16 protein-coding genes and 2 other annotated features are annotated in these 14272 nt (G+C 29.8%); all 16 genes read left to right on the top strand.

The genetic code is table 11. The features are described 5' to 3' along the window. Positions 1–65: 65 nt before the first annotated feature. The gene (rapZ, locus tag C7U55_RS11955; protein ID WP_106988757.1) at positions 66–914 is read left to right on the top strand and encodes an RNase adapter RapZ; all 849 of its coding nucleotides are present in this window, start codon (positions 66–68) and stop codon (positions 912–914) included. Continuing rightward, the gene (gene whiA / locus C7U55_RS11950; protein ID WP_048925168.1) at positions 914–1864 is read left to right on the top strand and encodes a DNA-binding protein WhiA; all 951 of its coding nucleotides are present in this window, start codon (positions 914–916) and stop codon (positions 1862–1864) included. Before rapZ ends, whiA begins: the two co-directional genes overlap by 1 nt. Next, positions 1857–2075 (top strand): helix-turn-helix domain-containing protein, encoded by a 219-nt coding sequence (locus C7U55_RS11945; protein WP_048925167.1) that lies wholly within the window; start codon positions 1857–1859, stop codon positions 2073–2075. The genes whiA and C7U55_RS11945 overlap by 8 nt, the downstream gene beginning before the upstream one ends. Positions 2076–2084: 9 nt before the next feature. Further along, entirely contained in the window at positions 2085–2366 is a 282-nt protein-coding gene (locus C7U55_RS11940) for a hypothetical protein (protein WP_106988756.1), read from the top strand. A gap of 53 nt (positions 2367–2419) precedes the next feature. Then, positions 2420–2654, top strand: a binding site (T-box leader). A gap of 61 nt (positions 2655–2715) precedes the next feature. Continuing rightward, on the top strand, positions 2716–3537 hold the full coding sequence (locus tag C7U55_RS11935) for a MetQ/NlpA family ABC transporter substrate-binding protein (protein ID WP_106988755.1): 822 nt from the start codon (positions 2716–2718) through the stop codon (positions 3535–3537). A gap of 11 nt (positions 3538–3548) precedes the next feature. Then, positions 3549–4031, top strand: coding sequence for a peptide-methionine (S)-S-oxide reductase MsrA (gene msrA / locus C7U55_RS11930; RefSeq protein ID WP_106988754.1), 483 nt, complete (start codon positions 3549–3551; stop codon positions 4029–4031). Between the two features lie 13 nt (positions 4032–4044). Beyond that, a complete protein-coding gene (locus C7U55_RS11925) occupies positions 4045–5013 on the top strand; it encodes a methionine ABC transporter ATP-binding protein (RefSeq protein WP_106988753.1) in 969 nt (322 codons plus the stop codon). Continuing rightward, positions 5010–5645, top strand: coding sequence for a methionine ABC transporter permease (locus C7U55_RS11920; protein ID WP_106988752.1), 636 nt, complete (start codon positions 5010–5012; stop codon positions 5643–5645). The genes C7U55_RS11925 and C7U55_RS11920 overlap by 4 nt, the downstream gene beginning before the upstream one ends. Positions 5646–5696: 51 nt before the next feature. Beyond that, positions 5697–7085 carry a zinc ribbon domain-containing protein gene (locus tag C7U55_RS11915; protein WP_106988751.1) on the top strand — a complete coding sequence of 463 codons (1389 nt, stop codon included), beginning with the start codon at positions 5697–5699 and terminating at the stop codon, positions 7083–7085. 63 nt (positions 7086–7148) lie between these two features. Further along, positions 7149–8354, top strand: a complete 1206-nt coding sequence (locus tag C7U55_RS11910) for a DUF5050 domain-containing protein (protein ID WP_106988750.1) — start codon at positions 7149–7151, stop codon at positions 8352–8354. 9 nt (positions 8355–8363) lie between these two features. Next, on the top strand, positions 8364–9695 hold the full coding sequence (locus C7U55_RS11905) for a UDP-N-acetylmuramoyl-tripeptide--D-alanyl-D-alanine ligase (RefSeq protein ID WP_106988749.1): 1332 nt from the start codon (positions 8364–8366) through the stop codon (positions 9693–9695). 1 nt (position 9696) lies between these two features. After that, positions 9697–10320: a lysozyme family protein gene (locus C7U55_RS11900; RefSeq protein ID WP_146139626.1), complete on the top strand. Its 624-nt coding sequence runs from the start codon at positions 9697–9699 to the stop codon at positions 10318–10320. A gap of 10 nt (positions 10321–10330) precedes the next feature. Further along, a complete protein-coding gene (locus tag C7U55_RS11895) occupies positions 10331–11371 on the top strand; it encodes a D-alanine--D-alanine ligase family protein (protein ID WP_048925156.1) in 1041 nt (346 codons plus the stop codon). 101 nt (positions 11372–11472) lie between these two features. After that, positions 11473–11723, top strand: a binding site (T-box leader). Positions 11724–11783: 60 nt separating this feature from the next. Then, the gene (leuA, locus tag C7U55_RS11890) at positions 11784–13460 is read left to right on the top strand and encodes a 2-isopropylmalate synthase (protein ID WP_106988747.1); all 1677 of its coding nucleotides are present in this window, start codon (positions 11784–11786) and stop codon (positions 13458–13460) included. Between the two features lie 13 nt (positions 13461–13473). Beyond that, on the top strand, positions 13474–13962 hold the full coding sequence (ilvN, locus tag C7U55_RS11885; RefSeq protein WP_048925154.1) for an acetolactate synthase small subunit: 489 nt from the start codon (positions 13474–13476) through the stop codon (positions 13960–13962). 14 nt (positions 13963–13976) lie between these two features. Then, positions 13977–14272 (top strand): NAD(P)-dependent oxidoreductase (locus tag C7U55_RS11880; RefSeq protein WP_162297453.1); only part of this gene is annotated, 296 nt, incomplete at its 3' end.

Genomic DNA, 14272 nt, shown 5'->3' with positions numbered 1-14272 from the left:
ACATCTGGCTTTTCATTATTTAGGAATTTTGATAGAATAGAGACGAAAATGAAAGGTGTGGTTCTATGGATAAAATTGAAATTGTAATTGTGACAGGAATGTCAGGTGCAGGAAAAACAACTGCAATGGCTGCTTTTGAAAATATGGCCTATCGTTGTATTGATAATTACCCAATTGAATTATTAGGTGCTTTTTCTGAATATTTAAAAGATAATACGGCTTATTCAAGAATTGCGATGGCTGTTAGTTTGGATGATGCTCCTAAAGCAATTCGCTTTTTATCAAATGTAGATTGGCTTAATGTTTCCGTTATCTTTTTAGATTGTGATGATAATATTATTTTAAAAAGATATAAAGAGACAAGAAGATCACATCCAATCTTAATTTCTAATAAAGCATCCACTTTATTAGAAGCCATTGAATATGAAAGAAAATTGGCACGTCCTATTTCTAAAGAAGCCAATGTTGTTATTGATACGACACAACTTAAAGGAAATAAATTTCAACAAATATTAGAAAACCAATTTAATCATCAATCAATCGATCCATTTAGAATTAGTTTTGTTTCCTTTGGATATAAGCATGGAATTCCTAAAGATGCTGATTTATTATTTGATGTCCGTTTTTTACCAAATCCTTTCTATGTAGATGAGTTAAGAAATTTAACAGGAAACGATAAAGAAGTTTATGATTATGTAATTGATAAACCAGAAACACAAAAATTTATTAATAAAATGACAGATCTTTTAGATTATTTATTAGATGAATATGATAAAGAAGGAAAAACGCATGTTGTTATTGGAATTGGTTGTACAGGAGGACAACATCGTTCGGTAAGTTTAACAAACTATTTTGCTGATCATTATAGTGAAAAATATCATGTTCATCGTCTACATAGGGATGCGATTCATTAATGAAAGTATCATTTGCTAGACAAGTAAAAGAAGAAGTTGTTTTCAATGATTTTGATATTTGTTGTCAGAAAGCAATTCTTTCCGCAATTATTAAAGTCAATGGAACACTTTCTCTTTCTAATCAAGGTTTATTACTTACAATTAGAACAGAAAATGCAAAGATTGCATCTAAAGTGCATAAAATGCTCAAAGAAGTTTATCATCCACACATTGAATTTCTTGTATCTCGTAAAATGAAATTACAAAAAAATAATGTTTACATCTTAAAAGTATCTAAAGCAAGAGAAATTTTAGATGATTTAGGATTAATGAATGGTTTAGGTTTTCATACTTTACCTGATAAAAAACTTCTTGAAAAAGAATGTTGTAAAAGAGCATTTTTAGCTGGCATCTTTTTATCAGGAGGCTCTGTCAATAACCCGGAAACATCGAATTATCATTTAGAACTTTCTGTAGATGAAGAAGAATACGCTCTTTATATACAAGAATTAATGAATTATTTTAATTTAAATGCAAAAATGACAAAAAGAAGAAACAAATATCTTGTATACTTAAAATCAGCAGAGAAAATAGGTGATTTTTTAAGAGCGATAGGGGCAAGTCAATCGGTTATGAATTTTGAAAGTACCCGAATTGATCGAAGTATGTCTAATACTGTTAATCGTTGGAATAACTGTGATATTGCAAATGAAGTAAAATCAATGGCTTCATCGAATAAACAGTTAGAAGATATCAGTATTATTGAAATGTTCATGGGTTTGGATATGCTTGATGAAAAGACAAGAACGGTTGCTTTAGTTCGTAAAAAATATCCGGATTATACATTAAATGAACTATGTGTTGCTTATCAAGAAGAAACAGGTCTTTCTATTAGTAAATCTGGTCTTCATCATCGTTTTAAAAAGATTAGTGATCAAGCAGCGGAATTAATGCAAATGCAAAATGAATAAAGATGTTCACATTTTATTTGGATTACGAATTAAAGAACTACGTTTAAAAGCACATATTTCTCAAGAAGAATTATCATTTCGCTGTGGGTTATCAAAAAATTATATATCAGATGTAGAAAGAGGAACACGCAATATTTCTTTAAAGGCAATTTCTAAATTGGCTTATGGACTTCATGTCGAAATTAAAGATTTATTTACGTTTCCTAAATAGGAGAAAAAAATGCCAATTTATCAAATTATATTAATCATTGCTATTGTTATTTTAGTCTTAAGTCTTCTTTTAAACTTATTATTTAGTCCAATAACTTGGATTATTGTAGGTATTCTTGTTTTATATTCTTTTGTTAGAAGATATTTTTATGAAAAACAAATTAAAGAATATAATGAAATGATTGAAAAAGAAATGGCAGAAAAGAAAGCAGCTTATCAATCTGGAGAAGCTTATCGTCGAGGTAGTGAAGATATCATTGATGTAGATTATGTAGAAAAAGAAGAAAAATAAAGAAAACTATTGACATATAATTCATAGGGGTATACTATGGATATAACAATACAATAAAGACATTGAAAAGGAAAGTAATTTACTGAAAATGCCTAGAGAGTTCTTGGTTGGTGGAAAAGAAACATGGAAGGTAAACGAAAATGGCCTTGGAGTTGCATACCGAGCCCAAAGGGTTAGGCTATGACGGATTCACCCGTTAAAGTGATAGAGTATGATGGTACTCGATGAGGAAATAATCGTGAGGTTATTTTAAATTAAGGTGGTAACGCGAGGTAACTCGTCCTTTGTATAAAGGACGAGTTTTTTTATTTGTTGTATTGAATATAGAAGAAAAAGGGAGAATAAAAAAATGAAAAAAGGAATCAAATTATTATTATCAGCAGCATTTGCACTTTCAATCGTAGGATGTGCAGGAAATTCATCAAGTGATGAAAAAACAATCAAAGTAGGGGCAACAGCAATACCACATGCAGAAATCTTAAATGATGTGGTAAAAGATGAATTAGAAAAAGAAGGATATACATTAGAAGTCACAGAATTTACAGATTATGTCACACCAAACACGGCATTAGAAGATGGTGATTTAGATGCAAACTATTTCCAAACACTTGCTTATTTAAAGGAACAAAACAAAGAAAGAAAACTTCATTTAAAAGCAGTTGCTGGAGTTCATTATGAAGCAATGGCTCTCTATTCAGAAAATTTAAAATCATTAGATGATTTAAAAGATGGGGCAACAATTGCTGTACCAAATGATGGTTCAAATGAATCAAGAGCGTTAGCTTTACTTGCTAAAAATAACTTAATCGAATTAAACGATGATGCACTTTATACAGCATCAAGTATTACTTCTAATCCACATAATTATAAAATTGAAGAATTAGAAGCAGCCAACTTACCAAATAACTTACCTGATGTAGATGTCGCTGTTATCAATGGAAACTATGCATTAGAACATAACTTAGGAGACAGCGCAAATGTCTTACTTACAGAAAGCTTCACAGATGAAGAAGCACAACCTTATATCAACTATTTAGTAGTTAAAGAAGGAAATGAAAATACAGCTAAAACAAAAGTATTAAAGAAAGCATTACAATCTAAAAAAGTGAAAAACTATATTAAAAAATATAAAGGATCAGTAAAAGATGTCTTTACAGATCCGACAAAATAAGGAGATTTAAAATGAGTGTTATTTATTTAGCGGGAGGATGCTTCTGGGGCGTTCAAAAGTATTTTGACCAATTTGAAGGAATTATTAAAACAACAGTAGGTTATGCCAATGGACATACAGAAAATCCAAAATATGAAGATGTTAAAGCGGAGAAAACAGGACATGTTGAAACAGTAAAAGTTGAATATGATGAAAATAAAAGAAGTTTAAAACAAATCTTAGACGATTATTATAGAATCATTGAACCAACTTCTTTAAATAAACAAGGAGAAGATGAAGGAATTTCTTATCGTACAGGTATTTATTATATTAATGAAAGTGATTTAGAAACAATTCAAAAAAAGACACAAGAGGTACAAAAAGATTATCAAGAAAAAGTGGTTGTTGAAATACAACCTCTTGATAATTTCTATGAAGCAGAAGAATACCACCAAAAGTATTTAGAAAAGAATCCACAAGGATATTGCCATATTGGACAATGTTTCTTTGGATAAGGGGATGAGATTTATGATTGAAATTCAAAATTTGTATAAAAGCTATGGAAATTTAGAAGTATTAAAAGATGTTTCTTTTTCCATTGAACAAGGTGATATCTTTGGGATTATTGGACAAAGTGGTGCTGGTAAATCAACATTACTTCGTTGCTTTAATGGCTTAGAAAGTTTTCAAAAAGGAGAAGTAGTGGTTGATGGAAAAGCAATTTCTTCTTTAGATAAAAAACAACTAAGTTTTGTTCAAAAAGAAATGGGAATGATTTTTCAAAACTTTAATCTTTTAAATCGATTAAATGTTTATGATAATATTGCCCTACCTCTTAAATTTTGGAAACAAGATCCAAACAGTCAAGAAAACAAGCAACGCATTGAAAATTTATTAAAACTTGTTGGCTTGGAAGAAAAAAGACATGCTTATCCTCGTCAATTAAGTGGTGGACAAAAACAAAGAGTAGCCATTGCCAGAGCACTTGTATTAAATCCAAAAATTCTTTTATGTGATGAAGCAACATCAGCTTTAGATCCACAAATCACCAGAGATATTCTCAATCTTTTATTAAAAATCAATAAAGAAATGAATATTACAATTGTGGTCGTTACACATCAAATGGAAGTAATCAAACAAATTTGTAATAAAGTTGCTTTCCTAAAAGATGGACGTGTTTTATCGGTTGGAAAACCAGAAGAACTTTTTGTAGCACCAAATCAAGAAATCCAAAGATTTGTGGGTGATGATGTTGAAATTCTTCCTCAAACGGGGAAAAATATTAAATTATTTTTTACAAATAATAATTCAAAATCACATACCATTACCCAGTTAGCGAGGACCCTTGATATCAACTTTGATATCTGTCAAGGAAAACTCGAAAACTTTAGAGGTTCAATGATGGGAAGCTTAATTATTAATATTGAAGAAAAAGATTTACAAGCAGTAGGAAATTATTTAAATCAAGAAGGAATTACTTGGGAGGAAATTGTATGAGTGATGTTATTTTAAAAGCAACTTATGAAACATTATACATGGTTATTGGATCAACGTTCTTTGCGGTAGTCTTAGGTTTTATTCCTGCGATTGTTTTAACACTCACAGCACCTGATGGATTAAAACCTAATAAAGTTATTTATACAATTCTTGATGTACTTGTAAATGTCTTTAGAAGTTTTCCATTTGTGATTTTAATGGTCATCGTAATACCTCTTACACGACTTATTGCCGGTAAAGCCATTGGAACAACCGCAGCCCTTGTTCCTCTTACTATTTCCGCAATTCCTTTTGTTGCCAGAGTTATCGAAAGTGCACTAAGAAGTGTTGATGTTGGTTTAATAGAAGCAGCTAAATCTTTTGGTGCAACTGATTTTCAAATTATTTATCGTATTTATTTAAAAGAAGCTTTTCCTGCTATTCTATCAGGAATAACACTTACTATGATTAGTATTATTGGATATAGTGCAATGGGTGGTGCCTTAGGGGCAGGAGGACTTGGAGATATTGCTATTCGTTATGGATATCAAGCCTACAAGATTCCTTATCTTGTTGTTACAAGTATCATTCTTATTATCTTTGTACAAATTATCCAAACAATCGGAAATCATTTATATAAAAAATTATCTTAAAAGACCAAAGAGGTCTTTTTTTATGATATGATGAAAAAAAGGAGGGAGAGTATGAAGTGTAAATATTGTGGGGTAGAAATTGGTAATAGTTTAAAATGTCATTTGTGTGGTCATAAACAAATTGGGAAAACAACATGTCCAGTCTGTTCTAAATTAATTTATCCCTATCAGGAATACTGTTCTAACTGCGGAAGTCCAACGATCTATCGTAAAGATCATACAATAAAAAAAGTAACACCAGATACAATTGTACATAGTGAACAAAGTCATAATTATAATACGGTATCAGAAAGTTATGATTATAAAAAAAATGCTTATGATTTCAAAGATTCATTTAAACAATTAAAAGATTTAAATAGTATGAATTATAAGGAAGCATTTAAAAAGTTTCAAAATCAACCAAGAAAAAAGAATATTCAAAGAAAGCCTAAACAAAAATCATTCATAAAAACAATGATTATTCTAGTAATCTTTGTAGTTTTCATTTTTATTCCAGTATCAGAACTTATTATTAATACAGTTACAAATATTGTTGAAACAACAGATGAAGCAACATCTTCTTTTGATGGTAATGGAAATACAGACTTATCAAGCTTTAATTTAAACCAAGATAGTTCTAGAGGCGATTATAATCAAAATTTTACAAATAGTGATGGCGGAGCTTTTGTTTATCAAAATAAACTCTATATTTCTTTAAATGGGCAATTAATAAAATATGATGCTCATTTTGAAAATTCAGAAGTTTTAGAAGAAAGCAGTTGTGATCATATTTATGTAGATGATCGTGGATGCTTTTATGAAAATGATAATGATTTTATCTTTTTAGATTTCAATGGAAAAAGAAAAACTCTATTAAATGAAGTCAGTCATTGTTATGTTTTAGATCAAAAAATCTTTTATATTAAAGATGAAACTCTTTATTGTTTAACAATTGATGAAAATATGAATGAAATCGATAATAAAAAAATGGTAGATGATACGTATGAATTTAATGTAGATGATCAAAATCAACATATCTTATATACCAATAATGATTATGAAAGTAAACTTATTGATTTTAATGGAACATCTTTAAAACAGAATGTAGATAACTATGGAAATGCTTATTTTATAGATGGGTTCTTATACTATCGAGAATATGATGGAATCTATAAGACAGACTTTAGTAGTGATGAGGGAGAACTTGTACAAGCAGCAAGTGATATTTATCGTTTTGGGGTAGGTCAAGATGAAGAAAATGAAAAAGTCATTGTTTATGGTGAAAACTATGATAATGTTTTAAATGCTTATTTCGATGATGATAGTTATGCTTTATATGATGATGCTAGAGATTTCTATATTATTGGTGATAAAGTAATTTTCTTTACATACGATGATCATTATACGCGTCATTATTTTATCAGTAGCTATGATGGTGAATATGCACCTTTCGAAGAATGACAATTTAGTCATTCTTTTTATTTTCTTTGTATGGTAGAATAAGGACACTAGAGGTGAATAAAAATGTATTGTAGTCAATGTGGAACATATGTCGAAGATGATATGCTGTTTTGTCCTCAATGTGGAAAACAGCTTCAACCAATAAAAAAAGTATGTATTCGTTGTCATCTTCCTTTAAGCGAAGATGAAGAAATTTGTCCTGCCTGTGGAACAAGACAAACACAAGAGGAAATCATTGAAGAAGAGGATCCTTATAAAGACTATTGGAAAAAGCCAATTCTTTGGATCATCGCCCTTGTTTTATGCATTTCTTCTATCTTTTTAGGAAATTATATGACAAGTCATCCCCTTCAAGCAACCAAGTCGACATCTACCAATCAAGAAAGTTATACACTTAAAGGAAGAACAAGCATGTATGATTTATCTTATAATAATCAATCAGGTGGTACAGTTATTAAAAATCAAAAATCTTTTTACTATGTAAATAATAATCAATTATATGTAAGTGATTTAAATCAATTAGATAATAGTGAAGTTCTTATTGATGATTGTGTTGGCTATTTAAGTATTAAAAATCATGTTCTTTATTATTGTGATTCAAATTATAATTATCAAGCATATGATTTAAATAAAAAAACAACAACACAAATATTAGAAAATATTTATTATCCTGTTATTAAAGGAAATGAAGTTTATTATCAATTAGATCAAGATGATGAAAGTTTGTATTGTTATGATTTAACAACAAAAGAAAATAAAAAATTAAATGATGAAACAACCTATGATATAACTATTGATGGAAAATATGTTTATTATCTTAGCAAAGATGATCAAGAAAAATATTCTTTAAAGAGAATGAATTTAGAAGATGAAAAAGTGGAAACTATTTATAATGAACAATGTGAATTCTTTATAAATGATCAATTTATTTATCTATCCAATGGTTCTCAAATCCTTCAAATGAATAAAGAAAATCTAGAAACAAAAACCATCAAAGAAGTAGAAAATAGAACAATGGTCCTTGTTGGAAATAAAATCATTTATGCTTCATCGACAAAAGTAAATTGTATGAATTTAAATGGAAAAGATGAGCATGTTTTATTTAAGAATGTTGTCGCTAGAAATTTACAAGTTTTAGGTAATGATATTTTTATGGAAGGTTATGAACAAAGAAATGGAGAAACCTTCTGTGTATTTAATAGTGAAGGTCAAAGATATTATTTAGGTGAAAATCAAACAGAAACATTTGAAAATGTACAAGATGCATAGGAGAAAAATATGAAAGTATATGAAATCGTAGAAGCAACACGAGGAATTCTTGTGTCAGGAAATAAAGATGATGAAATTAATTTCTTTAGTCAAGATAGTCGTCAAATGACAAATGGAGGCATGTATATTCCTTTAAAAGGAGAAAGATTTGATGGGCATAATTTTATTGAAAGTGCCTTTCAAACAGGAGCACAAGCAATCATTAGTGAAAAAGATGTCAACTATGAAGATAAAATCGTTATTAAAGTAAAAGATACGCATCAAGCTTTAAAAGATATGGCAAGTTATCTAAGAAACCATCGTCCTGTTAAAGTTGTTGGGGTTACAGGAAGTGTTGGAAAAACAAGTACGAGAGATATGGTTTATAGTGTTGTTAAACAAAAATATAAAACACTTAAAACTGAAGGAAACTACAATAATGAAATTGGCTTACCTCTTACAATTTTAAGATATCATGATGAAGAAGTTCTTGTTTTAGAAATGGGAATGAATCATTTACAAGAAATGTCACGTTTATCCATGATTGCTCGTCCTGATATTGCTTGTATTACGAATGTTGGAACAGCACACATTGGGGAATTAGGAAGTCGTGAAAATATTTTAAAAGCGAAATTAGAAATTATCAATGGAATGAAAGAAGGTTCAACTTTAATTATCAATCAAGATAATGATATGTTACAAACTGTTGAACTTCATCATTTAAATGTTGTTCGTGTAGGTAAAGGCAAAGAAGCTTCAATTCAAGCAAGTCATATCGTTCTAGAAGAAACAAAGAGTTCATTTGAAGTGGAATATCAAGGAAAAAAAGAAATTATTGAAGTTCCTGTTCAAGGAGAACACAATATTTCAAATGCACTAATTGCGATAGCGGTAGGTATTGAATTAAATATTTCTTTAGAAGATATTAAAAAAGGAATTCAAGAATTTAAATTAACGAAGAATCGTATGGATATTCTTGAAAAAAATCATAAAACAGTTATAGATGGAACCTATAATGCTAGTGTTGATTCAATGAAATCAAGTATTGATGTTTTAGCTAATTATAAAAAACGTAAAGTTGCTATCTTGGCAGATATGTTAGAACTTGGAGATTATAGTCAACAACTTCATGAAGAAGTAGGAAGTTATGTGGCTTCTAAAGGAATCGATATATTGGTGTGTGTTGGTAAGGAAGCAAAATATATTTACCAAAAAGCAAGAGAAAGTATGAAAGATGTTTATTATTTTGAATCAAATCAAGAAGTTATTGCTCGTTTAGATGAGTTATTAAAAGAGGATGATGTGATTTTAGTTAAAGGAAGTCATTCGATGAATTTAAAAGAAGTTGTTGAAAAGATTTAAAATGAAAAAGAAAAAATATAAATTAAAAAAACCCTTTCAACTTCTTTTAGCATCTCTTTTATTTCTACTAGCATTTTCTTTCTATCAATTGATTAAAAATCAATTTAAACAAGAGAATCCATTGGTTTCAATTCAGGTATTGAATTATGAAGATTTAATGCTAAAATATGCTAGAGAAAATGATATAGAAGAATATTTAGAATTATTACAAGCGATGATGATGCAAGAATCAGGGGGGCAGGGAAATGACCCTATGCAATCTTCAGAATGTGAATTTAATACACAATTTGAAAAGAAACCCAATGCCATCAATAATCCTGAATATTCCATTCAAGTAGGTATTCAATACTTTGCAAAGTGTTTAAAACAAGCAAATGTGACTTCAATAAAAGATGAAAAAGACATCTTTTTAGCCTTACAATCTTATAATTATGGTATTGGATATATTAAATATGTTGAACAAACTGACAAGCAATACACTTATCAAAATGCTATAGCGTTTTCGCAAAAATGTAAAAAAGAATATAATGTATCCGTCTATGGAGATAGTAAGTATGTATATCATGTTTTACGTTATTATACAGATACTTCTCTTGTTGATGATTGGTTAGAATTATATCGATAAGGAGATTATTATGAAACAAAAATTAATGGTTGTTTGTGGCGGACAATCGAGTGAACATATTGTTTCTCGTATGTCTTGTACTTCAGTAATGAATAATTTAAATAAAGAAAATTATGATGTGACTTTAGTAGGAATTGATCAAGATGGTTCTTGGTATATTTTAGATCAAAATCAAGAAGACCTTGCTAAAGATACATGGCTAGAAAATGCAAAAGCTCTTCAAGATGTTTTTGGTTTATTAAAACAACAAGATGTTGTTTTACCAATTTTACATGGAGCTTTTGGCGAAGATGGAACAATCCAAGGTTTATTTGAACTTGCTGGAGTTCCTTATGTGGGATGTCGTGTTTTAGCTTCAGCAGTATCTATGGATAAAATCTATACAAAGAAGATTTTAGAAACAGCAGGGATTCCTCAAGTAAAATCATTATATGTTAAAAAAAGATATGATGGAAAACTTGTTGTTGTAAATAAACAATTTGATGAAATTGAAGATATTGAAAAAACAGTCGAAGAAGAATTAGGGTTCCCATGTTTTATTAAAGCAAGTCGTTCAGGCTCAAGCGTTGGATGTTATCGTTGTGATCATAAAGAAGATTTAATGACTAAACTTATTGAAGCTTCAAAATATGATCGCCATATTGTTGTAGAAGAATGTGTAGATTGTATTGAACTTGAAACAGCTGTTTTAGGAAATGATGATCCAGTTGTATCACGTGTAGGACAAATTATGCCTCATGGTGAATTCTATACTTTTGAATCTAAATATGAAGATGAAGAAAGTAAAACATGTATTCCAGCTTTAGTTGACCAAGAAATTCAAGATAAAATTCGTGAATATGCTTTAAGAGTTTTCAAAGCAGTTGATGGACATGGTTTATCAAGAGTTGACTTCTTCTTAGATAAGAAAACAAATCAAATCTATTTAAATGAAATTAATACATTACCTGGTTTTACGAAGATTTCAATGTATCCACAATTAATGAATGACTTTGGTATTTCTTATAGTGAATTATTAGATAGAGTAATTCAATTAGCTTTCGATAAATAATAAAAAACTATTAAAATAATAATATATTTTAAATTAGTTAAATTAACTTAAAGACATTGACTTTAATAAAAAAAGAGTCTAACATTACAAGTAACCATAAAATAAATACTTCGATAGGAACTAGTAAGTACTATTTCAAAGCGTAGAGAAATTCTGTCTGGTGAAAAGAATTGTTTGTGTAATACTGAACTCATCCTTGAGTGGAGCGCTGAACGTAAGTAGGTGGCTACGGTGTGCAACCGTTATTTTGCAAGAGTATGAACTATTATGTAGCGTACTTAGTGAGGTGGATAAAGTGATTTATTCATAAATTGAGGTGGAACCACGAAGTAATATAACTCTCGTCCTCAAAGTGGCCGAATTGGCTATTTTGAGACGGGAGTTTTTTTATAGTATTAAGGAGGAAATAGAAATGAATTACGAAAAGTACAAGAGATTTGAAACAATTAAATTAAAAGACCGTACTTGGCCTGATAAAACAATTGAAAAAGCACCAATTTGGTGTTCAGTTGATTTAAGAGATGGGAATCAAGCTTTGATCACACCAATGAAAATTGAAGAAAAAGTGGAAATGTTCCAACTTTTAGTAGACTTAGGATTTAAAGAAATTGAAGTAGGTTTCCCTTCTTCAAGTCAAATTGAATACGATTTCTTAAGATTGTTAATTGAAGAAAATTTAATTCCTGATGATGTTACTGTTCAAGTATTAACTCAAGCAAGAGAACATTTAATTAGAAAAACATTTGAAGCATTAAAAGGATTAGATAAAGCAATCGTCCATGTTTACAATTCAACTTCTATTTTACAAAGAGATGTTGTCTTTAATAAAGATAAAGATGAAATTAAACAAATTGCGATTGATGGTGTACAATTAGTAAAAGATTTATCAAAAGAATTTGAAGGAAAAGTGATCCTTGAATACTCACCAGAAAGTTTTACAGGAACTGAAGTTGATTATGCAATGGAAGTTTGTGAAGCAGTTATGGATACATGGGGAGCAAGCAAAGATAACAAAGTTATTATCAACTTACCTTCAACAGTAGAAATGGATACACCAAATGTTTATGCCGATCAAATCGAATGGATGTGTCGTAATTTCAAAGACCGTGAAAGAGTTATTATTTCTGTTCATCCTCATAATGATAGAGGTTGTGGAATTGCTTCAACTGAACTTGCTTTATTAGCGGGTGCTGATCGTGTTGAAGGAACATTATTTGGTAATGGTGAAAGAACAGGAAATGTTGATGTTGTGACTGTTGCTTTAAATATGTTCACTCATGGAGTTGATCCACAATTAGAATTAGATAATATTAATGATATTAAACATGTTTATGAAAAATGTACAAAAATGGAAATTCCACCAAGACATCCATATGTTGGACAACTTGTCTTTACAGCATTCTCTGGAAGTCACCAAGATGCGATCAATAAAGGAATGCATGCTTTAAGAGAAAGAAATTCAAAGATGTGGGAAGTCCCTTATTTACCAATTGATCCAAGTGATTTAGGTAGACAATATGAACCAATCGTTCGTATTAATTCACAATCTGGTAAAGGTGGGGTTGCTTATGTTATGGAAAGCATGTATGGCTATCATTTACCAAAAGGATTACAAGTGAACTTTGCAAAAGTGATTCAAGATATTTCTGAAGAAGAAGGAGAAGTTTCACCAGAAAGAGTTTACGATACATTTATTGAACAATATGTAGATATTAAAGAACCATATGAATTTATTAAACAAAAATTAATTGATATTTCTGAAGATGATTCTGAATTTGAAAGAAAAGCAGAAATTACTTTAAAAGATCATGGAGAAATAAGAACGATTGTTGGTTATGGTAATGGACCAATCGATGCTGTTAAAGATGCATTCAATGAAAATGGTTTTGTTTATACACATTTCTTAGATTATAGCGAACATTCATTATCATCAGGATCTAGTTCAAAAGCAGCTGCTTATGTTTATTTAAGAGTTAAAGGAAGTGCTGTTCAAGAATATGGAGTAGGGGTACATCCAAATATTACAACAGCAACAATTAAAGCAATCATTTCAGCAATGAATAGAATTCATAAACAATTGAAAAAATAGGGAGGATTAAAACATGGATAGACTTGTTTTGTCATTACTTGTTGAAAATAATCCAGGGGTATTAAACCGTGTTGCTGGTTTATTTAGTAGACGAGGATATAACATTGAAAGTATTTCAGTAGGACAAACAAATATTAAAGGAATGTCACGTATGACAGTCGTTTCTACTGGTGATGAACAAATTTTAACGCAAATTGAAAAACAATTAGGGAAACTTGTAGAAGTCGTTGAAATTGAAAAACTTGAACCAGATGATTCAGTTTATCGAGAACTTGTCTTAATTAAAGTAGATGCAAATGCTGATCAAAGAACAAATATCAACTCAATTGTTGATATCTTTAGAGCACATATTATCGATGTTTCACCAACTTCATTAATTATCGAAGTTACTGGAAATACAAGAAAAGTCAATCAGTTATTAACGATGCTTAACGGATTCAACGTGACAGAAATTGCTCGTACAGGACTCGTTGGAATGCATAGAGGAAGCCAAGAAGATTAAGGGGGATATTAAAAATGGCAAAAATATTTTATGAATCAGATTGTGACTTATCATTATTAGATGGGAAAACAGTAGCCATCATTGGATATGGATCACAAGGACATGCACATGCATTGAACTTAAAAGAATCAGGAGTAAAAGTTATCGTAGGATTATACGAAGGATCAAAATCATGGAAAAGAGCTGAAGAACAAGGATTTGAAGTGTATACTTCAGCAGAAGCTGCAAAAAGAGCAGATATCATCATGATTTTAATCAACGATGAATTACAAGCAAAACTTTATAAAGAATCAATTGAACCAAATCTAGA

It is taken from the genome of Faecalibacillus faecis, assembly GCF_003024675.1.
GTDB classification, from domain to species: domain Bacteria; phylum Bacillota_I; class Bacilli_A; order Erysipelotrichales; family Coprobacillaceae; genus Faecalibacillus; species Faecalibacillus faecis.
Note: the sequence above shows the minus strand (reverse complement) of the source record. Positions and strands in the feature narration are given on the sequence as shown.